Consider the following 26,700-nt stretch of genomic DNA (forward strand, 5'->3'; position numbering starts at 1 on the left):
ATAACCAGTAACCAACAACTAATCGAAAAGCCCCGTGGCCGGACTGGCCGCGGGGCTTTTTTATGGGTAAATGCCGGGCTCGACGTAGCTTGCTGTATGAAAGCACTTCTTGCCATTGCCTTGCTGGCGGGCACGTTGGCGGCCACGGCCCAGCCAATTAAAACTCCGACTACGGGCCTGCAAAACAACCAGGTGAAAGTTATCAGCGGCGCGCTGGCCGGCAGCGTAGCCACCAGTGGCATCCGCGAGTTCAAGGGCGTACCCTACGCCGCGCCGCCGGTGGGGCCCCGGCGCTGGCAGGCCCCGCAACCGGTGCAGCCGTGGGCCAACGTGCGGCCGGCCACCCAGTTTGGGCCCCGGGCCATGCAGCTGCCGCTGTTCGGCGACATGAACTTTCGCTCGAACGGCGTGAGCGAGGACTGCCTGTACCTGAACGTGTGGACGGGCGCCAAGTCGGGCCAGGAGCGCCGGCCGGTGCTGGTGTATTTCTACGGTGGGGGTTTCGTGGCCGGCGACGGCTCGGAGCCGCGCTACGACGGCGAAGCCATGGCCAAGCGGGGCATTGTGGCCGTGACAGTGAACTACCGGCTCGGCGTGTTTGGCTTCATGGCCCACCCCGAGCTGACCCAGGAATCGCCCCACCACGCCTCCGGCAACTACGGCTTACTCGACCAGGCCGCGGCTTTGGCCTGGGTGAAGGCTAATATTGCGGCCTTCGGCGGCGACCCGCAGCACGTCACCATCGCCGGCGAGTCGGCCGGCTCGTACTCGGTGAGCGCCCAAATGGCGTCGCCGCTATCCAAAAATCTGCTGGCGGGCGCCATCGGCGAGAGCGGCTCGCTGCTGGGATTACAGCCGCTGCCCACGCTGGCCCAGGCCGAGCAGACCGGTGTGGCTTTCGGCGCCGCGGTGGGGGCCCCCACGCTGGCGGCGCTGCGGGCCCTGCCGGCCGAGCAAGTGCTGGCCGCCACCGGCAAACCAGACGCGCCTCGCTTTTCACCCAACGTAGACGGGTATTTCCTGCCCCGCTCGCCCACTGAAATCTTTAGTGCCGGCCAGCAGGCGCACGTACCGCTGCTGGTAGGCTGGAACTCGCAGGAAATGGGCTACCAGATGCTACTGGGGCCCAACCCGCCCACGGCGGAAAATTACCAAGCCGCCGTACAGAAGCTGTACGGTGAGCGCGCCGCCAGGGCCCTAAAGCTCTACCCCGCCGCCACGGCCGAGCAGTCGGCCACCGATTTGGCCAGTGACCGGTTCATCGCCTACAGCACTTGGAAATGGGCCGACTTGCAGACCCAAACCGGCGGCCGGCCCGTGTACCGCTACCTCTACGCCCGCCCCCGCCCGGCTTTGGTGCCCGAGCTAGGCAATGCCACGCCCGGCCTGGCGGGCGGCGTCATCAAGGGCGGTGCGGGGGCCCCGGCGCCGCCGGCCAAGGGCGCGGTGCACTCAGCCGAGATTGAGTACGCGCTGGGTAACCTGCCCACTAACAAGGTATTTGCCTGGACGCCCGACGATTACAAAGTATCGGAGCAGCTGCAAGCCTACTTCGCCAACTTCATCAAAACCGGTAACCCCAACGGCCCCGGCCTGCCCGCGTGGCCGGCCGCCCAGCAGGGCCCCGGCGGGCAGCTGCTGCGCGTGGACGTGAACACCCGCGCCGAGCCCGACCAAACCCGGGCGCGCTACCTCTTTCTGGAGCAGAAATAGGGCCCCACCGGGGCCCCGGGGTAGCCACGCCGGGGCCCTATTTCAGGTTTTTGGCCACTACAAATATCCGGTCGCCGAAGCGGCCGGTGAGCTTGTTGAGGTAGTAGGTGGGGTACTGGCCGGCCAGCTTGCTCACCTTCTCAATCATGCTGCCGCCCAGGCGGATGTGCTTGGGCGGCTTCACGGGGTTCAGCAAATCGACGACTTCAAACCCGTTCTTCTCCAGCATCTTGCGGATAGTATTGGGCGTGAACTCGAACAAATGGTAGGGCGGAATATCCATCTTGCGCTCCTTGCCTAGGGCCCCGTAGGCGGCAAAGCCCAGGCGCACTGAGGGCAAGTTCAGCACCGACGGCAGGGCCAGCACCAGCAGCCCGCCGGGGCCCAAAATGCGGTGGAACTTGGCCAGCGTGGCCGAGGGCGAGCGCAAGTGCTCCAGCACGTCGCCCATGTAGGCCAGGTCGAACTGGTCGGTGTGGAAGTCCTCGGTGGTTTCGATATTACCGGTCACCACGGGCAGGTGCAGCTCGTGGCGGGCGAATTCTGCCGCGTGCTCGGATATTTCGAGGCCGTGGGTGGTCCAGCCCAGGGCTTGCAGGCTTTTGAGGGTGTAGCCGGGGCCACAGCCCACCTCCAGGTAGCGAAATTGCCGGCCCGGGTAGTGCGCCAGCACATAGTCGGTGAACTTGTCGGGCCGCAACTGGTTTAAGGCTTCGTTCTTCTGCCCGTCTTCGATGAACTTGACGTCCTGCTGGGTACGGTCGTAGTTGGGCCGGTCGGTGAAGTATTCTTTGCCGTAGAGCCGCTCCAACTGGGCCGGTGTGGGCTGCGGTTCGAGGAACATCAGCTCGCAGCGACGGCAGCGGGTGCCTTGCAGCTTTTGGCCCTCAAATTCGTAGTAGAAAGGCAGCTTTTTAAAATCGGAGCTGCCGCACAAGTCGCAGGTACGCATGGAAATAGCGCGAACTTGCTGGTTTGCGCCATTGCCCAATCAATTCTGGTACAACAACGCGGGGACGCGCATCACAAAGGTCGCCCCACTTTACGTAATTAGCTTAGCTCCTTTCTTTATGCTCGATGTTCTTGTAATTGGGGCCGGCCCCGTGGGCCTGGCCTGCGCCCTCGAAGCCCAGCGCCGCGGCCTGCAAGTGGCCGTAGTGGACAAAGGGGCCCTGGTGAATTCCATCGTGGGCTACCCCTACAACATGGAGTTTTTCTCCACGCCCGAGCTGCTCGAAATCGGCGGCTACCCCTTCCCCACTTTCCACTACAAGCCCCTGCGCGAAGACGCCCTGGACTACTACCAGCGCGTGGCCCGGTCCGAAAACCTGGCCCTGCGCCTGCACGAGGAGGTACTGAGCCTGACCGGCGAGCAAGGCAATTTCTTGGTAACGACCAATAAAGGCGTCATTCCGACCCGAAACGTGGTGGTAGCCATCGGCTTCTACGACTTACCCAACCCGCTGGGCGTACCGGGCGAAGATCTGCCCCACGTGAGCCACTACTACCGCGAGCCCTACCTGCACGTGGCGCAGCGCGTGGTGGTCATCGGGGCCAAAAACTCGTCGGCCAAAGCCGCCTTACAACTCACCCGCGCCGGGGCCCAGGTCACGCTCCTCGTGCGGGGCCCCGAGGTGAGCGACTCCGTGAAGTACTGGATTAGGCCCGACCTGGTGAACCGCATCAAAGAAGGCAAAATCACGGCCTACTTTAACACCACCATCACGGCCATCCGGCCCGACGCCGTGGAAATTCTCACCCCCGAGGGCCCGCAGGAAGTTCCTACCGATTTCGTGTACGCCCTCACCGGCTACCACCCCGACGAGGCCTTGCTCGGCCGCCTCGGCATCGAGCCCGACCCCGCCGACGAGGCCCGCGCCCCCCTCTTCGACCCCGCTACCCACGAAACCACTAACCCCGGCGTATTCGTGGCCGGCACCGTGTGCGGCGGCCGTGCCACCAGCCGCTGGTTCATCGAAAACGGCCGCCACCATGCCCAGCTCATCGCCGCGCACCTCGCGGCCGGCGTGCCCGCCTAGGGCCCCCAACGGTCGGTTTCAGCACAAAAAAGCCTCCTTCCCCAGCTGTGGGAAAGGAGGCTTTTGCTTGGGGCCCTGGGGGCCCTGGCTTACTGCGGGAAGACCACGCCGCGGTATTCGTTGATGTTTACCGTCGGAATGGACGCGCCATAATAATTATTGATATTGCGAATGAACTCATTGGCCAACAAGGCATAGCCACGGGGCGTGGGGTGCACCCCATCGAGGCCAAACAGGTTGCCGCTGACGAAAGCTGACGAGTTGGCCACTGCGTTGAACGCCACGCCTTGCTGCGCCACGGTCGTAAAAAAAGTATTCATATCCGCCAGCGCCACTTTGTTTTGGCGGGCAGTTTTAGCAATAATGGCGTTGAGCTGAATGGTCCGGGCCACCACTGCTGCGGCTTCGTCTGCGTCGAGCACATACTTATTGGGAAGCGGATTGCTAGGCGTCGAGCCCGCGCCCGTGGCCACAACGGCTTGGGCGGTAAGGGTCAACAAATCGGCGCTGGTGGCCAGCCGCACCGGGGTCGTTGTACTACTGGTCTGGATGAACACGCCGGGCGAAGCCGCGTTGGCGGCTTTAAACGCCGCAGCTACAGCAGCCACTGTTACGGTGGTGAAATACGGAATGCCGGTTACGTTCGGAATGTTGGCCGCAATGCCGGCCACCGTGCCTTTCTTCGACATGGTGCCCAGAATGGCCCGGTAGCCGATGCCAAAGCGCGTGGTATCGGTGAGGTTGCTGAAAGGGTCGGCAGCACTGGCCACCCCGCCGTTGGAGGCGTAAGTCAGCACGTCGTTGTTGCCCATCCAGCAGGTGAAGAAGGTCGGCGTCTTCTGGCCGATGTACGTTACGTAATCCTTGCTGGGCTTTTCGGCAGCCGTAAGCAGGCGCTCATAAAACGGGTTGAGCAAGCCGTAGGGTGCCAAACCGCCGGTGAAGGCCGATACGCTGCTCAGCACCGAAATGCCGGGCACACCCAGGTTGTCTGGCTGCGCACCGGTGTAAGCGGCTAGCTGCGGCTGGCCGCTGGCCAGAGCGCTGCCGGTAGCGGCCAGTTTCTCGCCCAGGTAGCCATTAGCGGCCGAAGGCACCACGGGCGCCAGGGCCCCGTTCACAATTTGCAGCTTGACGTGGCCCGAGCCATCTTGCTGGGCGGGAGCGAACGACGGCTGCGCGAAGCTAGCGGGGCCCTTGCCCGTTTTGCCGAATTGCTGGGCCAGGATGGCGGGGTACGACGTGGCCTGCGCCTCGTTGTAGAGGCCCCCGTCGGAGTAGCCCGACGTGAGCGAATTGCCCACAGCCACGTAGCTGGTGAAATCGGCCGTGCCGGCCGCCGCCGCGGGCGCGTCGATGTTGGGCTGGCAGCCGCCCACCGCCAAACCCAGCAGGCCCAGGGCCGGCGCAGAATACTTAAATATCCGGTTCATAAATACGTATGCTTGTAGCGAGGAGAAGATTCGTTAGAACGAGTAGCGCACCCCGATGCCGGGAATGAAGATGTCGGTGCGGTAGGTGCCGGCCACGCGGTCGGTGGTGCCATTGTTGAGCAGGTCCGACTGCGACTGGCTGCGCTTAGCGAAGCGCTCGAACTGAAACGAGGCGTCGATGCCCAGGTGCGGGTTGGGCTGGTAGGTGAGGCCGGCGGTGGCGATGTAGCGGTCGGCGTCGGGGGTTTCGGGCGTCACGTAGCCGTCCTTCACCGCCGCAAAGTCATAGGCCGAGCCCAGGCGCAGAATTAGCTGGTCGGTGGCCTTGTACTGGCCGCCCACGCGGAAGGCCAGCGCGTCCTGGTAGTAGCGCTTCGAGGTGCTGGTGGTGCTGCCGCCAACTAGGCCGGTGTTGGCGGCGGTGGCGGTGCCGCCGTTACCGTTATTGCCCGAGAACGCAAAGTCAAGGGTGCGGTAAGCGCTCCAAAACACCAGCGAGGCGTCGAAGCCGATGGTGAGCTTCTCGGTGGGCATGATGCCGATGCCCACCGACGCCATGGCCGGCAGCGGCAGCGTGGCGTCGAAATTCGTGGCCGTGAAGCCGCGGTTGACGGCGGGGGCCGAGGCGCCGGTGGCCAAGCCAGAGTAGCTTACGTTACCGCCCTTCACCTGGGCGTCTATCTTCGAGCGGTAGCTAATACCGAGGCTCAGCTTATCGCTGGGCTTGAAGTACAGGCCGGCGTTGACGCCCACCTGAAACTTGGTGGTGCCGTCGAGGGTGAGGTGGGCGGGGCCCGTGGGCAGGGGCAGGTCCTTCTGCAAGTTCACCGAGCCGTAGGCCAGCATGGTCACGCCCACGCCCACGCTAAACTGGGGCGAAAACGCGTAGGAGAACGTGGGCTGCACGTACACCGACTGCAAGTTAATCTCCGTCAGGCTGTAGCGGCCCTCCCAGTTGTCGGCGTAGCGCAGCTGGCTGCCGTAGGGCGTGTACACAGCCACCCCGAACTTATACTTGCCCGCCTTGCCAAACGCAGCGTAGAGGTTGAAGGGCGTCACCAGTAGATGTTGCAAATCGCGCTGCGCACCGCCGTTGTCGCTCGCGTAGGCCCCGCGGGCCAGGGCAAAGTTGGCGCCCACCTGCACGCCGTTGGCGCGCACCATGGCCAGGGCCCCGGGGTTGTAGAACATAGCAGCCTGGTCGAGCGAGAGGCCTACGCCCACGCCGCCCATGCCAATATTCTGCTGCCCGCCCAGGTTTATCTGGAAGCCGCTGGCCGCGGCCGTGGCGGCACTGCCCAGCAGGGTTCCGCTAGCAAGGAGTAAAGTTTTTAGCATCATAAAAAAAGAAACGAAGAGTAGATAATGATTCTGGGGCTTAAATGTAATGGGAAAACATGCAATCGATTTCTAGTAATACTCGGCGTACCTACTACATTCCCCGGGTTTTGTATCTTAGTACCGTCAAAAGGCGCCTTGCTGCGTATTTTTGAGCGTTTATCATCCACTCATTTTCACTTCTGGCTCCGGCCCCCCCGCAGTTATGCTACCTGACGTCATTTCCTCTATTTACCAACTTAGTGAAGAGCAGCTAGCCGTGCGCGACGCGGCCCGCGATTTTGCCCAGTCCGAACTGTGGGCGGGTGTGATTGAGCGCGACGAACACCAGAAATTTCCGGCCGAGCAGGTCAAAAAAATGGGCGAGCTCGGCTTCATGGGCATGATGGTGAGCCCCGAGTACGGCGGCTCGGGCCTCGACACCGTTAGCTATGTGCTGGCAATGGAAGAAATAAGCAAGGTTGATGCCTCGTGCTCGGTCATTATGAGCGTGAACAACTCGCTCGTGTGCTGGGGCCTGGAGCAATACGGCACCGAGGAGCAGAAGCAGAAGTACCTGCCGCGCCTGTGCTCGGGCGAAATCATCGGCGCCTTCGCCCTGAGCGAGCCCGAAGCCGGCTCCGACGCCACCAGCCAGCGCACCACCGCCGAAGACATGGGCGACTACTACCTGCTGAACGGCACCAAGAACTGGATTACCAACGGCACCACGGCCTCGGTGTACCTGGTCATCGCCCAAACCAACCCCGAGCTGAAGTCGCGCGGCATCAACGTGCTGATTGTGGACAAAGACACGCCCGGCTTCATTCAGGGCCCCAAGGAGAACAAGCTCGGCATCCGGGGCTCCGATACCTGCTCGCTGATGTTTACCGACGTGGTAGTGCCCAAAGAGAACCGCATCGGGGCCGACGGCTTCGGCTTTAAGTTTGCCATGCAGGTGCTGGCCGGGGGCCGTATCGGCATCGCGGCGCAGGCCCTGGGCATTGCTTCGGGGGCCCTGGAGCTGAGCCTGAAGTATGCCAAGGAGCGCAAAGCCTTCGGTGTGCCGATTGCCCAGCACCAAGCAATCCAATTTAAGCTGGCCGATATGGCCACCAACATCGACGCCGCCCGTTTGCTGTGCTTGCAAGCCGCCACCGACAAGGACCACCACGCCGATTATGCTAAATCCGGGGCCATGGCCAAGCTCTTCGCGTCGAAAACGGCGATGGATGCGGCCGTGGAAGCCGTGCAAATTCACGGCGGGTACGGCTTTGTGAAGGAATATCACGTTGAGCGTTTTATGCGCGATGCCAAAATCACTCAGATTTACGAGGGAACTTCTGAGATTCAAAAAATTGTAATCTCGCGGGAAATCCTCAAATAAGGTGAATTGCCACATTTTCAGATTATTTGCACAAAACCCAGCTAAAAAAAGGCTGGGTTTTTAGTTTTTCTCGCTGTTTATCTGTTGTATTGTACTCGGATTGTATCATTTACTAGAATTTGCATTAGAACTACACTTACTAACCGCCCTACAAGGATATTTTAAAATGGAAGATTACAATAAAGTCATTGAATCGTTAGGTGTCCGCTACATCAAATCCAAGAATTTGGTACTGCAGCAACCCTTTACTGTGCGAAATTTTTATGATGTCGGCAACACCCTTATCCTGCTGCACAAAGGCCGCGTTTCCTTCGGTGAGGACTCGCACGTGGTTGAAGAAGGCGAGATGCTGTTCGTACCCGGCGGCCGGGCTACCCGCGTGGGCTACGGCAACGAGCCGGGCGGCCGCGTTATTACCAACGACGACCTGATTACCAACAAAGACAAGTTTTTCTCCTCCAACGACCACATCGACCTGATTGGCGACGCCGAGCAGAGCCACAGCTTCGTGAGCTTCGACGCCAAGGTGTTCGACTCGGTGAACTTCTTCGCGTCGCTCGACGTGCCGGCGTTCCTTATCAACAAGAACAAAAAGATGGCCAACCTCATCAAGCAGGTGGTCGAGGAAAACATTCAGGACCTGCCCGGCCGTGAGCGGCTCATCAGCATCTACACCGAGAACCTGGTGGTGGAAGTGGTGCGCTACGTGCTGCAAAACAACATGTTTGTGGAGCAGCTGGCCACCAATAGCACCTACTTCAAAGACCCGCGCCTGATTGACCTGTTTAACTACATCAAGGAGCACCTCGGTGGCGACCTCTCGAACAAGGTCCTCAGCGGCGTAGCTAACGTGAGCGAGGACTATGTGGGCCAGTACTTCAAAATGCTGACCAACATCAACCCGCAGGATTACATTGAGTACCAACGCATGGAGCGCGCCGTGTTCCTACTGCGCACCACCAAAAAGAGCATCCGCGAAATTGGCAAGGACGTGGGCTACAAGGATACGGCCTACTTCTGCCGCCGCTTCAAGATGATGTTCGGCATTCCGGCCGGCAAGATGCGCCGCCGCGAGTCGGCAATGAACATCTAGCAGCGCCAGGCAATCGGTTGCAGCAAGTTATCATCCAGCAGGGACCCCACGGCCAGCCGCGCCGTGGGGTCCCTGCTGTTTTTGGGGCCCGCAGCCAATGCCTCGGGGCCCCCACGGCGCCCAAACTACACCGCCACCGCGGCCCCGCGCACCGCAGCCACCGCGGCGGCCAGAAACGCCGGCTCCTCGGCGATGCGGTTGCCCACCACCACTACATCGGCCCCGGCAGCGAGAGTAGCCGTAATTTTCTCGGCGGTGTTGAGGCCCCCACCCACGATGAGGGGCGTGGCCACCGTGGAGCGCACAGCGGCAATCATGGCCTCAGATACAGGGTACAGGGCCCCACTGCCACCGTCGAGGTAGGTGAGGCGCAGGCCCAGCTGCTCCCCGGCCAGGGCCGTAGTGGCGGCAATGCCAGGCTTATCGTGCGGCAGCGGGGCGGTGCCGCTCATGTACGAAGCCGTGGTGGGCCGGCCGCTATCCACTAGTAAGTAGCCGGTGGGCAGCAGTTCCAGCCCGCTGGCACGCAGGCGCGGGGCCGCTACCACGTGCTGCCCGATGAGGAACTCAGGGTTGCGGCCCGAAATGAGGGAAAGCAGCAGCAGGCCGTCGGCGGGGCCCTCCAGGTGCAGGCTGTGGCTGGGGAAAAGCAGCACTGGCACCTGGCTATGGGCCTTTAGCAACGCCAGAAGGGCAGCTTGGTGCGCACTCAGCACCAAGCTGCCCCCCACAAAAAAGTAATCAACGGGATGCTCGGCTACGCGCGCCAACAGGTCGCGCAGGCTGGCTTCGGTAAAATCATCAGGGTCGAGTAGCACAGCCAGCGCCTTGCGGCCGTGCTGCCGGTGGGCAATAAACGAATCAAGCAGGGTGCTGGCGGGGCGCATCCGGGGTGCTGGGCTGGGCGGGGGAAAACGGCCCCGCGGCCCCCGCACCAGCGGCAGCCGCGTCGGCGCGGGCCGCAAGGTCGGGATTTTTGGGCGCTTGCGCATCCTCCAGAGCCGAGTTAGCGGCCTTGTGGCTCACCAGCGCCGCAATGCCCGCCGCCGCGGCCTGCGAAATCAAGCCCCGGGCCACGTCCGACTGCCAGGCGGCCTTTGCCAAAGCGCCCAGCGTACTAGCAGCTTCCGATTTCAGCCACGACTCCTTAAGAACCGCTGGTTTTGCGGGAGCCGCTTTTTTGGAAGCGGGCGCCGGCCGGGCAGCTACGGCCTTGGGAGCCGAGGCGGCTGGCTGGGGCTGGGGCTCGAACGGATCAGGCTCGTGGACTACGGGCTGAGCGGCCCGGCCTACCGGGGCCGCGTCGAAGCCCATCATTTCCTGAAACACCGCTGCCGATGCCGCCGCCGATTTGGGTCCGTTGGGGTCTGGGGGCCCTTTTTTATCTTTTTTACCTTTGGGGGGCGCTACGGGGCCGCTCTCGTTGGCAAAGCGGCGGTGCTTTGGCTTGCGGCTGCTAAAGAGACGGGTGATAAGCCACACACTGCCCGCCAAGCCCGCACCGGCCAGGGCCACTTTGCCCACTTGCACGGTTTTTTCTTTTATCTGCTCGACGTCGCCGCGCAGGGCGCGTTCGTACTCAAGTTTTTTTTGCTCCAGAAACTCTTTTTCGCTGTCGAAAAGCGGGTTGTGCAGGTCACTCATGGCGAAAGAATGGGAAGAAACGGCGGGTATTAGTGCTTGTCTGATTTGTAGATGGTGTCTTTCAACACTTTGTCGGCCACGCCTTGAAACACTTTTTTATCGACACCCACCAGCACCAGCACCAATAGCAGCAAATAAAAGCCAGCCACGGCCGCGAAACCCAGTGAAGAACTGTTGAACACGTCGTTCAGGGCCAGCGCGGCGTACAGGTTGAGGAACAGAAAAAACATCAACCCGAAAAAGGCCAGAAATACGCCATGCAATACGTTACCGAAGAGAACGTTAGCTCGCTGTTGCAACTCCAGGCGAATCAGGTCGATACGGATATCGAGGTAGCCGGTGAGGTTGCTGATAAGGGTTTCGGGGCGCGGGGCGGAGGAATGGTCGTCGTGGGCCATAGGTGCGGGAGGAAAAACAGAAGATAGCAGACATGCGGTGCCTACGGGCGGTACCGGCCACTTCTACGCAAAACCGCCGGCCAGGGCTGACTTTTGCACCGGGCGGGGCCGCAACCCCGCCGGTTAGTTTGCTGTTGCGTGAGCCGTGGGGACCCCGGTTCCCGTTCCGTTTCGAGTTTTCCCGTGAGCCAAACCCATTACCAAGTGCTGGGCGTTGCCCCTACGGCATCGGCCGCCGACGTGAAGCGTGCCTACCGGCAGCTAGTGGTGCGCTACCACCCCGACAAGCACGGCGGCGATGTGCGCTACGAAGAGCAGTTCAAGGCCGTGGCCACGGCCTACCGCGTGCTGGGCGACGCCGGCCGGCGCGCTACCTACGATTTCCAGCTGGCCCAGGCCACCCGCCGCGCCGACGACGAGCGCCGCCACCAGCAGTACCGCCCCGCCAGCCAGCACGTGTACGGCGTGCCCATGCCGCCGCCCGCGCCGCTGCGCACGCGCCCACCCGCCAGCAGCCGCGAGCGCCATTACCAAACCATTCCGCGCCAGCGCGTGCGCTTCATGCGGCGCGACTGGCTGCTGACGCTGGCTTTTTTGGCGGCGGCGGCGCTGTTCAGCTTGTCGGTGAAGGCCACGATGGACCGCGTGACGGCCAACGCCCACTACCGCGATGGCTTGGCCGCGTACGTGCGCGGCGACTTCACCGCGGCTTATTCGGAATTCAGCCAAACGCTTGATTTTCGCCCCAATGCCGCGGGGGCCCTGCGCCGCCGCGGCGAGCTGCAACTGTTGGTGATTCATGACCCGGCCGCGGCCCGCGCCGACTTTCAGGCCGCGTTGCGGCAAGAGAATCCACCTGCTGTGGCGGCGCACCTCTGCTATTACCTCGGCCGCTGCGAAACGGCGCTGGGCCACCCCCCCGGAGCCGATGCGGCGTATTCGCGGGCCCTGGCCCTTGACTCGACCCTTAGCGCCGCCTGGGTGGCCCGGGGCCAGGGCCGCCTGCTCGACCTGCACCGCCCCGCCGCCGCCCTGGCCGATTTTGACCAAAGCTTGGCCCTGGCGCGGGCCGCCGGGCAGCCGGGGCCTTGGCGGGCCGCGCAGCTGCGCGGCCTGGCCCTGGCTACGCTGGGCCGCTACCCCGAGGCCCGGGCGGCGTACGAAGCGGCCTTGCTGGCCCGCCCGCTCGATGGCCAAACGCATTTCTTGCTCGGCCGCCTAGCCCAGCGCTTGGGCAATGCCCCGGCGGCGTGCGAGTTTTTCCGGCGGTCGCTGGAGCTGGGCTACATTTTTGCGGGCGCGGCTTACAAGCAAAGCTGCCACTAGCATGGCCCCGATGGGCCACAAAAAACCCCGCTGGCTTTACGCCAGCGGGGTTTTATTCTTTTAAGCGGTTCGCTCAAACTAAGGCATCAGCACGGTGTTGATGACGTGGATTACGCCGTTGCTCTGCATCACGTCGGCGATGGTCACGGTCGAAATACCGCCTTTCTCGTCTTTCAGCTCAATGGTTTTGGGGCCTTTCATCATAGCGGTCAAGGTGCCGCCGCTCACGGTTTTGAGGGTAGCCTTGCCTTTACCGGCCTTAATGGCTTTCTTGAGGTCAGCCACAGTCATGCGGCCGGCCACTACGTGGTAGGTCAGGATTTTGGTGAGGGTTGCCTTGTTTTCGGGCTTCAGCAGGGTTTCTACCGTACCAGCGGGCAGCTTGTTAAAGGCTTCGTTGGTGGGGGCAAATACGGTGAAAGGACCGGCGCCTTCCAGGGTTTCCACCAGGCCCGCAGCTTTCACAGCGGCCACCAGCGTAGTGTGGTCTTTCGAGTTAACGGCGTTCTCGATGATGTTTTTCGTGGGGTACATGGCCGCGCCGCCCACCATCACGGTACCGGGGGTCATTTTGGCCTGGGCCGAGGCGGCGGTCGAAATACCGGCGCTCAAAAGCATGCCCAAGGCTAGGGAGAAAAGAGTCTTTTTCATCAGGGTAAAAGGGTAAACAGATAAAATGAGTGGTTGAAACTGATACCCCACCTACGCCGAAGCCACGTTCGTTGGATTGCAGCACGATATTTTTTCTGGTTTCCCATACTTATCGGCTTGATTTTGGGCTCCTAACGGGCATAAAAAAAGCCCGTAGCAGAACGCTACGGGCTTTTTTTCGTGGCAACAGTTGGAATCGAACCAACGACACCAGCATTTTCAGTGCTGTGCTCTACCAACTGAGCTATGTTGCCATATTACGAGGCTAATTTCTTTGGCTTCGGGACCGCAAAGGTAAGCAGGCAAAACCAAGGCGCAAGAATTTCAGTTAAAAAGATACGCCGGGGCCCGGGGCCGTTGCCTTATGTTCGGCATGCCTACTAAATTGCGGGCCCAATCGGTGCTGGTTGTTTATATTTACTGCTATGTTGCAATCCATTCTTTTTGCGCTACTATTGGTGGCCGCGTTCGGCTTCTTTACCTGGCAAGTCCGGAAAATCCGGGCCAACGTCCTTGTCGGGCGCGACCGGGATATGAGCGGCCACCCGGCCGAGCGCCTGCGCAAAACCCTGCTCGTAGCCTTCGGGCAGCAGAAAATGTTCAAGCGCCTTACCCCCGCCCTGCTGCACCTGGTGGTGTACGTGGGCTTCTGGGTAATTAACATTGAAGTGCTGGAAATCGTCATCGACGGCTTGTTCGGCACCCACCGCTTTTTGGGTTTCCTCGGGCCGGTGTACAGCGCCCTGATGGCCACTAACGAGGTGTTGGCCGCGCTGGTGCTGGTGGCCGTGGCGGCCTTATGGTGGCGGCGTAACCGCCACCCGCCGCTCAAGCGCTTCACCGGGCCCGAGCTGCGGATGTGGCCCAAGCTCGATGCTAACATCATTCTCTACGTGGAAGTGGTGCTGATGGCGGCGCTGTTTTTTATGAACTCGGCCGATATCCGCCTGCACCAAGTAGAAGGCAAAGCCTTGCCTGGGGCCTTCCCGGTGAGCTACTTCCTGAGCGGCCTGCTGCCTACCAACGTGGGTACGCTGGCCGTGCTGGAGCGTGCCGGCTGGTGGATCCACATCACGGGCATCTTCTTGTTTCTCAACTATCTACCCAGCTCGAAGCACTTCCACATCATCATGGCATTTCCGGGGGTGTGGTACTCGCGTTTAGTGCCGCAGGGGCAGTTCAGCAACGTGGAGAGTATCACCCACGAGGTGAAGGCCATGATGGACCCGAGCTACGAAGTGCCCGCCGCGCCGCTGGGCCCCGACGGCTCGGCCCTGGCCCCCATGCCCTTCGGGGCCAAGGACGTGGAGGACCTGCCCTGGACCAACCTGCTGGCCGCCTACTCCTGCACCGAGTGCGGCCGCTGCACCTCGGTGTGCCCCGCCAACCTCACGGGCAAGCTGCTCTCGCCCCGCAAAATCATTATGGATACCCGCGACCGGGTGGAGGAAAAATATAATTCGCCGCTCATTTTCCGCCCCAACGTGTACGGAGCCGAGGCCAAGCACGAGCCCATTACGGACCTGGCCAACGCTACGCTGCTGCGCGGCAAGGTGACGCCCGAGGAGCTGTGGGCCTGCACCACCTGCAACGCCTGCGTAGAAAGCTGCCCCGTAAACATCAACCCGCTCGAAAGCATCATCGAAATGCGGCGCTTTCTGGTACTCGAAGAATCGGCGGCCCCGAACTCGCTCAATGTCATGTTCTCGAACATTGAAAACAATGGGGCCCCGTGGGCCTTCTCGCCTTCCGACCGTTTTAACTGGGCCGACGATTTATACGTAAAAGACTTGACCTTAGTACCCGCTGCGGTGTGACCGCGTGCGCGCGGTCCGCTGGTATTCAAAAAATTCCACCCTTTTTCCGTTCCGCGCCATGCAAAAGCTCACCGATTCCTCGCAATCCGCCGCTTCGACCGACTCGCCCGCGGAATTTACTACGCCTACCACACGTTCCGGTCCGCCGGTGGCCACGTTCCGGCAGTACCTCGAAGGGCCCGCCGAAGCGTTTGAGTTGGCTCGCCGCCAGGCCCGCGCTACCAGCACCCGCGCTGCCAGCACCCGGCCTGGTGGGGCCCCTGGCGCCGACGCGCGGCGCCTGTACGTTTACTAATACCATCCCGCCCCGGGCCCCAGCCCGCATGCCTTTTCTGCCTTTATGCTGCCCGAAACTGCCCCGGCCCCGCGCCAGATTACCGTTCCCGTCATGGCCGACTTGGCGGCCCGCAACGAGTCGCCCGAAATCCTGTTTTGGGTGGGTTGTGCCGGAGCCTTCGATGAACGCTACAAACGCGTGACGCGCGCCTTCGTGCGCATTCTCGACCACGTGGGTACCAAGTACGCGGTGCTGGGCCTGGAAGAATCGTGCACCGGCGACCCCGCCAAGCGGGCCGGTAACGAGTTTCTGTTTCAGATGCAGGCCATGCAGAACATTACTACGATGAACGGCTACGGCATCAAGAAGATCGTGACGGCCTGCCCGCACTGCTTCAATACGATTAAGAACGAGTACCCGGCGCTGGGTGGTGACTACGAAGTGATTCACCACAGCACGTACTTGCAGCAGCTCATCAACGAAGGCAAGGTGGGCGTAACGGGCGGCGAAAGCTTCAAGGGCCGCCGCATCACCTTCCATGATTCGTGCTACCTGGGCCGCGCCAATAACATTTATGAAGCCCCGCGCGACGTGCTGGCCACCCTCGACGCCGACCTGGTAGAGATGAAGCGTAGCCGCGCCAACGGCCTATGCTGCGGGGCCGGCGGGGCCCAAATGTGGAAGGAAGCCGAGCCGGGCAAGAAGGAAATCAACATCGAGCGCACCGAAGAGGCCTTGGCCACGCTGAGCGGCGCGGCGGCCGCGCTGGCCAACCTGGGCGGCGTCGAAACCGAAATCGCCGCCCCGGGGCCCCACGATTTGCAGGGTAGCATCATCGCCGTATCGTGCCCGTTTTGCATGACCATGATGAGCGACGGCGTGAAAAACAAGGGGCAAGAAAGCAAAGTACAAGTGTTCGACCTGGCCGAGTTGGTGGCCTCGGCCGAAGGCATCAACGCCTAGAATCGCGGATTTTGCGGATTTGACGGGTTTTGCAGATTTTTTTGGGTAATTTTTGTTTTTGAGTCGCCTAGCGGCACTGTTTGAGAAAACAAAGCTGTTGGACTACCACAGCCCCAGAATCCGCAAAATCCTCCTGAAAAATCCGCAAAATCCGTGCTTTATGAATGTGACCTTCGATGCCCTGCCCCCCACCGCGCGGGTCTGGATTTACCAAGCCAACCGGCCCCTGACCGACGCTGAGCTAGCCGCCGTGGGCCCCCACCTGGCCCAGTTTGCCACCGCCTGGACCAGCCACGGCGCGGCCCTGCGCGCGGCGGCCGAGTTTCGGCACCGGCAGTTTCTGGTCATTGGGCTTGATGAAGCGGTGGCCGGGGCCAGCGGCTGCTCCATTGATACGTCGGTGCGCTTCGTACACGAACTGGAAAACGCACTGTCCATTAGCTTACTCGACAAGGCACACCTGGCCTTTGGGGGCGCCGCCGGCTTGGAGCTACTGGAGCGCCGTGCCCTGAAGCTTGCCGTAGCCGCGGGCACGCTGGGCCCCGAAACGCCCTATTTCGATAATACCGTGGCCACTAAGGCCGAGATGGAGGCCCGGTGGCCCGCGCCGGCCGGCCGCACGTGGCTGGCCCGCTACTTCGCGCCCGCCCCTGCTGAGTCCGCTGGGGCCCCCACGCCGGCCTAAACCCTGCGGAAACGTAGTATTATTGCTAACCCAAAAACGGCGCCCGAACGGGCCGTCCGGGGCTGCCCCCTTCCCTTGCCCAATGAGACAACTCTTATTCGTTTGCGCGGCGGCCGGCTCGGCGGCGCTGTTGAGCGGCTGCGCAACGTCCGGCAAAGCCGATAAACGCTTCGCGCGCGGCGAGTACGAAGCCGCCATTGGCCTATACAAAGCCCAAATATCCAAGGGCCAAGCGGCACCGGCGGCCAACTACCGCATTGCCGAAGCCTACCGCTTGTCCAACCGCGTCGACCAGGCCGAGCCGTTTTATAAGGCGGCGCTCGACGGCAAGGTGCGCGCCGCCGACGCTGGCTTCCGCTACGCTGAGGCCCTGCGCGCCAACGGCAAGCTGGACGAGGCCGCCGCCCAGTTTAGCGCCTACGCCACCAGCGGCACCAACCGCACCTTGGCCGCCCGCGCCGAAACCGACGCGAAGAACGCCCTGGCCAGCAAGGCCTTGGTGGGCCAGGCCAGCGGCTACGATGTGCGCCCGCTCGACTCGTTGAACACGGCGGCGTCGGATTTCGGGGCCACCGTGAAGCCCGACACCAAGGAATTCGTGTTCGCTTCGGGGCGCAGCGGTAAGAAATACCCCGGCAACGGCGAGAATTTCACCGACCTCTACGCCGTAAAATTCACCGATGCTACGGCCATGACCGGCGGCACGGTGGCGCCACTGGCGGGACCCTTCAACTCGCCCGGCCGCCTGGAGGCTAGCGCCACCTACACACCCGATGGCAAAACGATGGTGTTTGCCCGCTCGAATGACGGCAGCAAAAAAGGCTACCTGAGCGTCGATTTGTGGATTTCGTACTTCAAGGCCGGCGCGTGGACGGAGCCCATTCTGGCCAACATCAACGACCGGACGGCGGATGATTTCGCGCCGGTGTTTGCGCCCGACGGCGTGACGCTGTACTTCGCATCGGGCCGCCGCAGCGGGCTGGGTGGCAACGACTTATTCAAGGCTACGCTGGGGCCCAACGGGCGCTTTTCGGCGGCTGAAAACCTGGGCGATGCCATCAACACGGCCGGCAACGACAACTTCCCCGGCGTGGCACCCGACGGCACGCTGTACTTCTCGTCGGACGGCCGGCCGGGCTACGGCAAGCTCGATATCTTCATGGTGCAGGCCGGCAAGCCGGTGAATTTGGGCCCCGGCGTGAACGGCCCCGCCGACGACTTCGCGCCGTTCCCGATAACCGCCGAAACGGGCGTGTTCAGCTCGAACCGCACCGGCGGCAAGGGTTCCGACGACTTGTACGCCTACAAAAAGAAGTCGCTAAAAACGGTCAACTTCTTCGTGGACGGCACTGTGCTGGAGCGCGATTCCAAGCGCAACACCACGGCCCCGGTGCCTGGCGAGACGGTGACCATCACCGACAGCAAGGGCCGCAAAACCGACGTGGTGGCGGGCCCCGATGGCAAGTTTACGGCCCCGCTGGACTCGGTGACCAGCTATGCGTTCTTTAGCGACCGGGCCGGCTACTTCACGGCCCGCGCCGCGCTGAGTACCGTAGGCCGCAAGCCCGCCCAATCCCAACTCACTCAGCCACAAACTGATATACGACTGGCGGTGACCCTCACGCTGAATAAAATTATCGTGAACCGAGCCATCGAGGTGAAGGATATTTTCTACGATTACGACAAGTTCAACATCCGGCCCGACGCCGCCATCCGCCTCGACACGTTGGTGCAGACGCTGGTCGACAACCCCAAAATCAATATCGAGCTGAGCTCGCACACCGACCAGCGCGGCAAGGACGCCTACAACCTCAAGCTCTCGCAGCGGCGGGCCGAGGCGGCCGTGGACTACATCGTGAGCAAGGGCATTGCCCGCACCCGCATCACGGCCCGTGGCTACGGCGAAACCCGCCCGATTATCGCCAAGCCCACCTCGGAGGCCGAGTACCAACGCAACCGCCGCACCGAGTTTAAGGTGACGCGGATTAATAAGTAAGCAATTCAATAAGAGCACCTTTTGCAAAAGACCCAGCCCGCCCGGCTGGGTCTTTTCTTTGGCGAGGGCCCCAGCGGTTGGCAAATTTTTCCCCTGGCACGGCATTTGGATTTGGGCGATGCAGCCGGCCGAAACCCTTCGCTGCCTGCTCATTCGCCCCGTTATGAAACCGTTCCTTACCCTCGTCGCCGCTGCTGGCTGGCTAGCTTTTGGTTTGGCTACTGCCAGCCAGGCCCAGCCCGCCGGCCCGCCGCCCACGGCCGTCAACTTCACGTCGGAGCGCGGGGTACCATTTGGCCTCGTGCTCGACGGGCAGTTGCTGGCGGCCCCGGTGGTGCGCGCGCTACACCTCGACTACCTGGCCCCGGGCCAGCACTGGGCCGAGTTCAGCGTGCCCTCGGCGGCGGGCCTGCAACGCTCGCAGGTGAACCTGTGGCTGGAGCCGGGCCTGGAAACCAGCTTCGTGCTAGTGCAGCGCCCCGGCCGGCCCGCGCAGCTGCGGCAAGTGAGCCGGGGGCCCCTCCTGCCCCGCGACTACCCCGCCTGGGCCCCAGGCCCCGACGACTACGGCCCCGGCCAGGGCCCCTACGGCGGCAATGGTAACGCCAATGACGGCAGCTACGGCGGCGCTTACCCGCCCGCTGGGCCGGGCAGCTACCCCTCGCCCGGCAACGCGCCCAGTTACCCGGGCCTAGTCGGCCCGGGCTACGGCACCCCAGCCCCGGGCGGCAACTACCTGCCCCCCCTGAATTCGCGCGACGCCGCCGACCTGGTGCAGACCCTGAGCCAGTACCCGTTTGACGACCAGCGGCTCGACATTGCACACCGGGCCCTGGAGCGCAGCAGCCTGCGCTCGACGGAGTTGGCTACGCTGGTGCGGACGCTGACTTTCGATAAATCGCAGAAAGAGCTGGCCAAATTTGGCTACGCCCACGTGGTGGACCCGCAGAATTTTTACCGCGTGTACGACGCCTTCACCTTCCCAACGAGCGCGCGGGAAGTGCAGCAGGCGCTGGGGCTGCCGCGCAATTAGCCCCTTGGGAGTATTGTAAAGACGGCCGGCCCGCTTCTCTTTGCAGAAAAGCGGGCCGGCCGTTTTGGCGATCTTGCGGGGGCCCTAGCGCAGGCGGTCCATGCTGCGCACGAGGCGCTCATCCTGGCGGATGTAGCGGCTGGCCAGTAGGTTGAGCACCAGCGCCAGGGTGGGCAGGTAGAAGCCGGCCAGGTAGTGGCCTTCCATTTTCACGTTCAGCATGGCATCGGCGCGACTCGAATACAGGAAGGCGGCCCCCAGCGTGGCCACCACCAGCAGCAAATTGAGCGAGCATACCAGCAGCTGCACCGCGCGGCGGCGGTACTGGAAAATGGCGTAGATAGCCGTGGCCGCCGCCGAGAGCGCCAGCGTGCCAATGGGCCAGGCCGAGGCCACCAGCCCGCCCGCGTCGGGCGAGGGGCCCCGGTAAAGGTTGAAGGCCGTGAGGGTGAGGCTAGCGTGGGTGAGGGGGTCGGTTTTCGTCCAGAGGGGCAGGGCGGCAGCGCCCAGCATGGCCAGGGCCAGCAGCAGTAAAAACACGCTTTGGATTCTTTGTATCATCTTTGTCGTTGTGGTTAAGGGCCGGCCTGTGCGGGGCCGGGCCACAAATTTAGCCTGTACCGGGGGCTTCGCGCCCCACAATATCTTCTTGCTGATGCCAAGTGCTTACATCGTGGACGCCGTGCGGACCCCGATTGGAAAATTCGGCGGCGCGCTGAGCAGCGTCCGCCCCGACGATTTGGCCGCGCTCGTGTTGCGCGAACTGCTGCGCCGCAATCCCACGCTCGATAAAAATGCCGTGGAGGACGTCATCATGGGAGCCGCCAACCAGGCCGGCGAAGATAACCGCAACGTGGCCCGCATGGCGGCCCTGTTGGCTGGCCTGCCCATCACGGTGCCCGGCGTGACGGTGAACAGACTATGTGCCAGTGGCTTGCAGAGCATCATGGATGCCTCGCGGGCCATTAAGGCGGGCGAGGGCGATGTGTACCTGGCCGGTGGCTCGGAAAGCATGACCCGGGCCCCGTTCGTGATGGCCAAGTCGGAAACGGCCTACGCCCGCGACTTCACGGCCTACGATACCACCCTCGGCTCGCGCTTCACCAATCCCAAGCTGAACCGCATGCACTTCCCCTACAACATGGGGCAGACGGCCGAGAACGTGGCCAAGCAGTTCAACATCAGCCGCGAAGAACAGGACGCCTTTGCCTTCGAAAGCCAGCGCAAGTACCACCGCGCGGCTGAGAAGGGGCGTTTCCGCAAGGAAATTGTACCCGTGTTCCTGCCGCAGCCCATCGGCGACACCGCCTTATTCGACACCGACGAGCAGCCGCGCATCTCGACCCTGGAGAAGCTGGCGACCCTCAAGCCCGTGTTTCAGCCCGACGGCGGCACCGTGACGGCAGGCAACTCGACCGGCATCAACGACGGCGCCGCAGCCGTGCTGATGGTAAGCGACGATGCCCTGAAACTTTACAACCTCAAGCCCATGGCGCGGGTGGTAACCTCGGCCGTGGTCGGCGTCGACCCCGCGATGATGGGCCTGGGGCCCATTACAGCCATCCGCAAGGTGCTGGCGCGCGCCGGCCTCACGCTGGCCGACATGGACCTGATTGAGCTGAACGAAGCCTTTGCGGCCCAGACCATTGCCTGCATCCGCGAGCTGGGCATGGACACCGACAAGATGAACGTAAACGGCGGATCCATCGCCATTGGCCACCCGCTGGGCTCGTCGGGCTCGCGCATCACGGCCACCCTACTGCACGAAATGCAGCGCCGCGAGGGGGCCCGCTATGGCCTGGCCGCCATGTGCGTGGGCATGGGCCAGGGCGCCGCGGTGATTTACGAAAAAGCCTGATTTTCAGTTAACAGTGAGTAGTTATCAACGAATAAACAGCCATTTTGATAAATACCCACTGTTAACTGATAACTGATTTGATGAAGTATTTCCTTCACCTCGCCTACGACGGCACGGCGTACTCCGGCTGGCAGGTGCAGCCCAACGCGCCCACCGTGCAGGCGGCCCTCAACGGGGCCCTGGCCAAGGTGTTGCGCCAGCCCATCAGCACCCTCGGCAGCGGGCGCACCGACGCCGGGGTGCACGCCCGCCACCAGGTGGCCCACTTCGAGGCTGAGCTGCCGGCCGGTATGGACGAGGCCTTGCTGCTGTACCGCCTGCGCCGCACCCTACCCGCCGACGTGGCCCCGCTGCGCCTGCACCCGGTGCCCCCGTCGGCCAACGCCCGCTTCGACGCCGAGGCCCGCACCTACGAGTATTTTTTGCTGGACGCGCCCGACCCGTTTCGGCGCGACCAAGCCCTGTACCTCGACCGGGCCCCCGACGTGGACCTGATGAACGCCGCCGCCGCCCACCTGGTGGGGCAGTTCGATTTCACCACGTTTTCAAAGTCCAAGGGGGCCGAGACGCACTACATCTGCCGCTGCACCGAGGCAGCCTGGCACCCCACGCCGGGCGGCTGGGTGTTCCGCATCCGGGCCAACCGCTTCGTGCGCGGCATGGTACGGCTGGTGGTGGGCACGCTGCTCGACGTAGGCCGCGGCAAGCACACGCCGGCCCAGTTCCAGCAGCTGCTGTGGGCCCAGCAGCGGATGGCGGCCGGCACTTCGGCCCCGCCGCAGGGGCTGTTCCTGACCCGGGTAGAGTACCCCGCGGGGCTGATACCGGAATAGGGCCCCGGCGGCCTAGCGGCTGTCGTTCCAACATTCCACGCATCAAGTGGAATGTCGGGATGGCAAGCTGCTCACCTGTTTGGATGACTCCCAAGTGGCCATCGGCCCAACTTTTTAGGCCGGCGTAACTTTGTAGCCTATGCAACCCCAACCCGACGCTACTTCCGCTACCAAAACCGGCCAGGTGTTCGATTGGCTGGTGCTGCGCCGCCTGCTCAGCTACGTGACGCCCTACCGCGGCGTATTCATCGGCCTGATTGTGCTGACCGTGGCCACGGCCGCCCTGGGCACGCTGCGGCCCTTCCTCATCCAGAAAATGGTGGACGTGAGCATCGAGCAGGGCGACCGCACCGGCCTGAACCACATGTTTTTGTGGCTGCTGGGCCTGCTCGTGGCCCACGCTGGCGTCAGCTACTTGCAGACCTACTACGGCGGCTGGCTGGGCCAATACATCGTGCGCGACATCCGCACCGACCTCTACCGCCACCTGCTGAACCTCAAGCTGAGCTTTTTTGACCGCACGCCCATCGGCGTGCTCGTAACGCGCAACATCTCGGACGTGGAAACGCTGTCCGACGTGTTCAGCGAGGGGCTGGCGGCGATGGTAGGCGACATCCTGCAAATCCTGTTCATTATGGGATTCATGTTTTACATCGACTGGCGCCTGACCCTCATCAGCTTGTCGGTGATTCCGCCGCTGCTCTTTTCTACTTATGTGTTCAAGGAGAAGGTGAAAGTATCGTTTCAGGACGTGCGCAACGCCGTGGCCAAGCTCAACTCGTTCGTGCAGGAGCACCTGACGGGCATGAGCGTGGTGCAGATTTTTGGCAACGAGCAGCGCGAATTCAAGAAATTTGAGAAGATAAACCGCGAGCACACCGACGCGAATATCCGCTCGGTGCTATACTACTCCATTTATTTTCCGGTGGCCGAGGTGCTGGGGGCTATTGGCGTGGGCTTGCTGGTTTGGTACGCGGCCCAGGGCCAGATCGAGGGCACGATTTCCAAGGGGGCCCTCATTGCGTTCATCATGTACAACGCGCTGTTCTTCCGGCCCATCCGCCAGATTGCCGACCGCTTCAACACCCTCCAGCTGGGCCTGGTGAGCACTGAGCGGCTGCTGAAACTACTCGACAGCACCGACCTGGTGGCCACCACCGGCGACTACGTGCCCGCCGCGCCACTGGAGGGCGACGTGCGCTTCGACCACGTGAAATTTGCCTATAACCCACCCGAGTGGGTGCTGAAAGACATCAGCTTCCACGCAAAGCCGGGCCAGACCATTGCCTTCGTGGGCGCCACCGGGGCGGGCAAAACCAGCATTATCAACCTGCTGAGCCGATTTTACGACATCCAGGAAGGCCGCATTTTGGTGGACGGGCGCGACCTGCGCGACTACGACCTGAGCGTGTTGCGCCGCCAGATTGGCGTGGTGCTGCAAGACGTGTTCCTGTTTGCGGGCAGCATCCGCGACAACATCACGCTGGGCAGCAGCGAAATAAACGACGAGCAAATTTGGGAAGCGGCCGACCTCGTGGGAGCCCGGCGCTTCATCGAGCGCCTGCCCGGGGCCCTCGACTACCCGGTGATGGAGCGCGGCGCCACGCTCTCGGTAGGCCAGCGCCAGCTCATCAGCTTCGTGCGGGCCCTGGTGTACCAGCCGCGGGTGATTGTGCTCGACGAGGCCACCTCGTCGGTCGATTCCGAGACGGAGGAAATGATCCAGAACGCCATCGAGAAGCTGATGCAGGGACGTACCTCGCTCGTCATCGCCCACCGCCTGAGCACCATCCAGAAAGCCGACCAGATCATCGTGCTCGACAAAGGCGAAATCAAGGAAGTGGGCACCCACGAAGAGCTGCTGCGCCTCGAAAACGGCTATTACGCCCAACTCTACCGCATGCAGTATGCGCTGGGCGAGGCTAGTTAAGTATTGAGGCTTTGAATTTTAGCTTTCTTACTCAATACACTCACAAAGAAGTAGGATGCGGGGCTTGCCCCCGTCCGTCGCTGCACAGTTGACGCACGATTCGTTCAACGGCGGGTGGGGGCGAGCCCCGCATCCTACTTCTTTCTCGCAAACTACTTCACGACGGGTGTAATCAATTCGGGCCGCGTACTTAAACCGACTTGGTGGGCGCCGCCGGGGGCCCCGGCGCGGCACTTGGCAAAGCCGGCGCGCTCCCGGGGATAAGGGGGGCACCGCGCTCGTCCTTCAGCATCGGCAGGAAGCTGCGCAGCACCAGCACTACGGCCATAAACAGCAGGAACGGTAGCAGCCAGCTGCGGCTGCGGTAGGGCTCGGTGCCCACGTAGCGCGGCCAAAACCACAGAAAAAACGCGGCCAGCGCCACCACGTTCACCACCACTGGTACCAGCAGAAGGGCCGTGGGGTTGGCCGCGGCGGCGGCCCAGCGCAGGGCGAAGCCGCCCGCCAGCAAGCAGCCCACCATAAAGGCCACGAGCCCCGCCAGGGCCTGCGTGCGGCGCAGCCGGAACAGGTTGGTGCCCAGCAGCACGCCGCCGGCCAGCATCGAAAACATGAGCGAAAACAGGACGATGGTGCCGGGCGAAAATAGCTCGGGGCCCTCGGCCGTATCGGGGTCGAAGGGCGCCTCGCGGCGGCGCACGACCTCCGCCGCGTCGTCTTCGGTGCGCTGCTGGGCCACGGCGGTTTCGAGGCCGGGGCGCAGGTCGTCTTCCTCGGGGGCGGGCTGGCCACGGCGGCGCAGCTCGGCCAGGGCAGCCAGCACGGCGGCGTCGCGGTACTGGGCGTAGCCGCTCACGTATTGGTGCAGCTCGGCCAAACTCTTGGCTTGCATTTTAGCCGCGTAATCTTCCATTGGTCGTCAAGTATTGACTGAAGTACGGCGAACGCGGCAAAAAGTGCCGGTTGCCCGCCCGGGGCCCTAGCCGGCGGCAAAAAAATCGTGCATTGCCGCCCCGGCCCGCCGCACGTCCTCAAACGAATTATACAGCGGCACGGGCGACAGGCGAATCACATTTGGCTCGCGCCAGTCGGCCACCACGCCCCGGGCGGCCAGGTAGTCGAACAGTTCGCGCCCGCGCTGGTGCACCAGCACCGAGAGCTGGCAGCCGCGCTGGGCGGGGTCGGCAGGGGTGATGATTTCGAGCTGGTCGGCGGGCAGGTTCAGGGCCCTGATCAGGCTTTCGAGGTAAGCAGTGAGCGGCTCGCTTTTGGCGCGCAGGGTGGCCATACCCCCGGCGCGGGCCACCAGGTCGAGGCTGGCGCGCAGGGGAGCCAGCAGCAGCACCGGCGAGTTCGACAGCAGCCAGCCGTCGGCGCCGGGCGTGGGGCGGAAGCCTTTTTTCATCTGGAACCGCTCGGCCGGCTCCTGGCCCCACCAGCCGGCCAGGCGCAGCAGGTCGGGCCGGTTGGCAAACCGCTCGTGTATGTAGGCCCCGGCAATGCCGCCGGGCCCCGAATTCAGGTACTTGTAGGTGCACCAACAGGCAAAGTCCACGTCCCAGTCGTGCAGGTGCAGCGGCACGTTGCCGGCGGCGTGGGCCAGGTCGAAGCCCACGGTAGCGCCCACCGCGTGCCCGGCGGCCGTGATGGCGGCCATGTCGAACACCTGCCCGGTGTAGTAATTCAGCCCGCCCAGCAGCACGGTGGCCAGCGAGTCGCCCAACTCGGCAATTTTGACGGCAATGTCCTCCGTGCGCAGCGTGTGCTCGCCGGGACGGGGCACCAGCTCCACAATGGCGTCGTCGGGGTCGAGGCCATGCAGGCGGGCCTGCGTTTCGATGGCGTACTGGTCGGAGGGGAACGCGCCGCCTTCCATCAGCACCTTGTAGCGGGCCCCGGCGGGCCGGTAGAAGGAAACCAGCAGCAGGTGCAGGTTCACGCTCAATCCGTTCATAATCACCACTTCGTGCGGCAGGGCCCCCACCACCGGCGCACTGGCCTCGGCCAGGGGCCCGTGGGAATGCATCCAGGGCGCGGTGCCGTGGAAGTGGCCCTCCACGGCCAGCTCGGCCCAGTTGGTCAGCTCGGCGTCGAGGGCGGCGCGGGTAGCCTTGGGCTGCAACCCCAGCGAGTTGCCGCAAAAATAGGCCACCGGCTGGCCATTGGGCCCGTTGGGGAACAGGAATTCGGCGCGAAAAGCGGCCAGCGGGTCGGCCGCATCAAGGGCGGCGGCGTGGGTGGGGTCGAGGAGCGCAGAGGACATGCCCAAAGGTACGGCCGGGGCCCCCGGCCGGTTGGCCTACCCCA

The 26,700-nt window shown here is 63.1% G+C and carries 24 protein-coding genes and 1 tRNA gene; 14 read left to right on the top strand and 11 right to left on the bottom strand.

Annotated elements, in window-relative coordinates; all coding sequences use genetic code 11:
• Positions 1-96: 96 nt before the first annotated feature.
• Positions 97-1,713, top strand: a complete 1,617-nt coding sequence (locus DDQ68_RS14265) for a carboxylesterase/lipase family protein (RefSeq protein WP_109656904.1) — start codon at positions 97-99, stop codon at positions 1,711-1,713.
• A 37-nt stretch (positions 1,714-1,750) separates the two neighbouring features.
• On the opposite strand, the gene DDQ68_RS14270 is transcribed toward DDQ68_RS14265, so the two are convergent.
• Positions 1,751-2,665 (bottom strand): class I SAM-dependent methyltransferase, encoded by a 915-nt coding sequence (locus DDQ68_RS14270; protein ID WP_109656905.1) that lies wholly within the window; start codon positions 2,663-2,665, stop codon positions 1,751-1,753.
• A gap of 118 nt (positions 2,666-2,783) precedes the next feature.
• Between DDQ68_RS14270 and DDQ68_RS14275 the strand changes: the two genes are divergently transcribed.
• Positions 2,784-3,752: a YpdA family putative bacillithiol disulfide reductase gene (locus DDQ68_RS14275; protein WP_109656906.1), complete on the top strand. Its 969-nt coding sequence runs from the start codon at positions 2,784-2,786 to the stop codon at positions 3,750-3,752.
• Between the two features lie 89 nt (positions 3,753-3,841).
• Here the strand turns inward: DDQ68_RS14275 and DDQ68_RS14280 are convergent, their stop codons facing one another.
• Both DDQ68_RS14280 and DDQ68_RS14285 read right to left on the bottom strand, forming a co-directional pair.
• A complete protein-coding gene (locus DDQ68_RS14280; protein ID WP_109656907.1) occupies positions 3,842-5,185 on the bottom strand; it encodes an SGNH/GDSL hydrolase family protein in 1,344 nt (447 codons plus the stop codon).
• A gap of 33 nt (positions 5,186-5,218) precedes the next feature.
• On the bottom strand, positions 5,219-6,526 hold the full coding sequence (locus tag DDQ68_RS14285; protein WP_109656908.1) for an OmpP1/FadL family transporter: 1,308 nt from the start codon (positions 6,524-6,526) through the stop codon (positions 5,219-5,221).
• 202 nt (positions 6,527-6,728) lie between these two features.
• Between DDQ68_RS14285 and DDQ68_RS14290 the strand changes: the two genes are divergently transcribed.
• On the top strand, positions 6,729-7,889 hold the full coding sequence (locus tag DDQ68_RS14290; protein WP_109656909.1) for an acyl-CoA dehydrogenase: 1,161 nt from the start codon (positions 6,729-6,731) through the stop codon (positions 7,887-7,889).
• 166 nt (positions 7,890-8,055) lie between these two features.
• The gene (locus DDQ68_RS14295; protein ID WP_109656910.1) at positions 8,056-8,982 is read left to right on the top strand and encodes an AraC family transcriptional regulator; all 927 of its coding nucleotides are present in this window, start codon (positions 8,056-8,058) and stop codon (positions 8,980-8,982) included.
• Positions 8,983-9,107: 125 nt separating this feature from the next.
• Here DDQ68_RS14295 and DDQ68_RS14300 read toward each other — a convergent pair whose 3' ends face one another.
• Genes DDQ68_RS14300 through DDQ68_RS14310 form a run of 3 tightly spaced genes read right to left on the bottom strand, consistent with a single transcriptional unit; the run spans position 9,108 to position 11,024 of the window.
• Complete coding sequence (locus DDQ68_RS14300; RefSeq protein ID WP_109656911.1) at positions 9,108-9,869, bottom strand: geranylgeranylglyceryl/heptaprenylglyceryl phosphate synthase; 762 nt, start codon at positions 9,867-9,869, stop codon at positions 9,108-9,110.
• Positions 9,844-10,626 (bottom strand): hypothetical protein, encoded by a 783-nt coding sequence (locus DDQ68_RS14305; protein WP_109656912.1) that lies wholly within the window; start codon positions 10,624-10,626, stop codon positions 9,844-9,846. Before DDQ68_RS14305 ends, DDQ68_RS14300 begins: the two co-directional genes overlap by 26 nt.
• A gap of 29 nt (positions 10,627-10,655) precedes the next feature.
• On the bottom strand, positions 10,656-11,024 hold the full coding sequence (locus DDQ68_RS14310) for a phage holin family protein (RefSeq protein ID WP_109656913.1): 369 nt from the start codon (positions 11,022-11,024) through the stop codon (positions 10,656-10,658).
• A gap of 183 nt (positions 11,025-11,207) precedes the next feature.
• Here DDQ68_RS14310 and DDQ68_RS14315 point away from each other — a divergent pair, with 183 nt between their 5' ends.
• The gene (locus DDQ68_RS14315) at positions 11,208-12,350 is read left to right on the top strand and encodes a J domain-containing protein (RefSeq protein ID WP_162550120.1); all 1,143 of its coding nucleotides are present in this window, start codon (positions 11,208-11,210) and stop codon (positions 12,348-12,350) included.
• Positions 12,351-12,428: 78 nt separating this feature from the next.
• Here the strand turns inward: DDQ68_RS14315 and DDQ68_RS14320 are convergent, their stop codons facing one another.
• Both DDQ68_RS14320 and DDQ68_RS14325 read right to left on the bottom strand, forming a co-directional pair.
• Complete coding sequence (locus DDQ68_RS14320; protein ID WP_211320153.1) at positions 12,429-13,001, bottom strand: fasciclin domain-containing protein; 573 nt, start codon at positions 12,999-13,001, stop codon at positions 12,429-12,431.
• 181 nt (positions 13,002-13,182) lie between these two features.
• Positions 13,183-13,255 (bottom strand) — tRNA-Phe (locus DDQ68_RS14325).
• Positions 13,256-13,426: 171 nt separating this feature from the next.
• Here DDQ68_RS14325 and DDQ68_RS14330 point away from each other — a divergent pair.
• The 6 genes from DDQ68_RS14330 (at position 13,427) to DDQ68_RS14355 (ending at position 19,772) form a co-directional block, all read left to right on the top strand.
• Positions 13,427-14,818 carry a 4Fe-4S dicluster domain-containing protein gene (locus DDQ68_RS14330; protein WP_109656915.1) on the top strand — a complete coding sequence of 464 codons (1,392 nt, stop codon included), beginning with the start codon at positions 13,427-13,429 and terminating at the stop codon, positions 14,816-14,818.
• Between the two features lie 58 nt (positions 14,819-14,876).
• Positions 14,877-15,113, top strand: a complete 237-nt coding sequence (locus DDQ68_RS14335) for a hypothetical protein (protein WP_109656916.1) — start codon at positions 14,877-14,879, stop codon at positions 15,111-15,113.
• Positions 15,114-15,206: 93 nt separating this feature from the next.
• Positions 15,207-16,058, top strand: a complete 852-nt coding sequence (locus tag DDQ68_RS14340; RefSeq protein WP_109658441.1) for a (Fe-S)-binding protein — start codon at positions 15,207-15,209, stop codon at positions 16,056-16,058.
• 160 nt (positions 16,059-16,218) lie between these two features.
• Complete coding sequence (locus DDQ68_RS14345) at positions 16,219-16,743, top strand: hypothetical protein (RefSeq protein ID WP_109658442.1); 525 nt, start codon at positions 16,219-16,221, stop codon at positions 16,741-16,743.
• Between the two features lie 82 nt (positions 16,744-16,825).
• Positions 16,826-18,739 carry a CHU_0125 family OmpA-like outer membrane integrity protein gene (locus DDQ68_RS24290; RefSeq protein WP_109656917.1) on the top strand — a complete coding sequence of 638 codons (1,914 nt, stop codon included), beginning with the start codon at positions 16,826-16,828 and terminating at the stop codon, positions 18,737-18,739.
• A 163-nt stretch (positions 18,740-18,902) separates the two neighbouring features.
• Positions 18,903-19,772 (top strand): proline and serine-rich protein 1 family protein, encoded by an 870-nt coding sequence (locus tag DDQ68_RS14355; RefSeq protein WP_162550121.1) that lies wholly within the window; start codon positions 18,903-18,905, stop codon positions 19,770-19,772.
• A gap of 84 nt (positions 19,773-19,856) precedes the next feature.
• Here DDQ68_RS14355 and DDQ68_RS14360 read toward each other — a convergent pair whose 3' ends face one another.
• Positions 19,857-20,333, bottom strand: coding sequence for a DUF4293 family protein (locus DDQ68_RS14360; RefSeq protein WP_109656919.1), 477 nt, complete (start codon positions 20,331-20,333; stop codon positions 19,857-19,859).
• A 94-nt stretch (positions 20,334-20,427) separates the two neighbouring features.
• On the opposite strand from DDQ68_RS14360, the gene DDQ68_RS14365 reads away from it, so the two are divergent.
• The 3 genes from DDQ68_RS14365 to DDQ68_RS14375 all read left to right on the top strand — a co-directional run bounded on the left by DDQ68_RS14365 (position 20,428) and on the right by DDQ68_RS14375 (position 24,393).
• On the top strand, positions 20,428-21,630 hold the full coding sequence (locus tag DDQ68_RS14365) for a thiolase family protein (RefSeq protein ID WP_109656920.1): 1,203 nt from the start codon (positions 20,428-20,430) through the stop codon (positions 21,628-21,630).
• An 80-nt stretch (positions 21,631-21,710) separates the two neighbouring features.
• The gene (gene truA / locus DDQ68_RS14370) at positions 21,711-22,463 is read left to right on the top strand and encodes a tRNA pseudouridine(38-40) synthase TruA (protein WP_109656921.1); all 753 of its coding nucleotides are present in this window, start codon (positions 21,711-21,713) and stop codon (positions 22,461-22,463) included.
• Positions 22,464-22,602: 139 nt separating this feature from the next.
• Complete coding sequence (locus tag DDQ68_RS14375; RefSeq protein ID WP_109656922.1) at positions 22,603-24,393, top strand: ABC transporter ATP-binding protein; 1,791 nt, start codon at positions 22,603-22,605, stop codon at positions 24,391-24,393.
• Positions 24,394-24,583: 190 nt separating this feature from the next.
• Here DDQ68_RS14375 and DDQ68_RS14380 read toward each other — a convergent pair whose 3' ends face one another.
• Both DDQ68_RS14380 and kynU read right to left on the bottom strand, forming a co-directional pair.
• Complete coding sequence (locus DDQ68_RS14380; RefSeq protein WP_109656923.1) at positions 24,584-25,306, bottom strand: hypothetical protein; 723 nt, start codon at positions 25,304-25,306, stop codon at positions 24,584-24,586.
• Between the two features lie 66 nt (positions 25,307-25,372).
• The gene (kynU, locus tag DDQ68_RS14385) at positions 25,373-26,656 is read right to left on the bottom strand and encodes a kynureninase (protein WP_109656924.1); all 1,284 of its coding nucleotides are present in this window, start codon (positions 26,654-26,656) and stop codon (positions 25,373-25,375) included.
• Positions 26,657-26,700: the final 44 nt, after the last annotated feature.

The sequence above is a fragment of the Hymenobacter nivis genome (assembly GCF_003149515.1).
GTDB classification, from domain to species: domain Bacteria; phylum Bacteroidota; class Bacteroidia; order Cytophagales; family Hymenobacteraceae; genus Hymenobacter; species Hymenobacter nivis.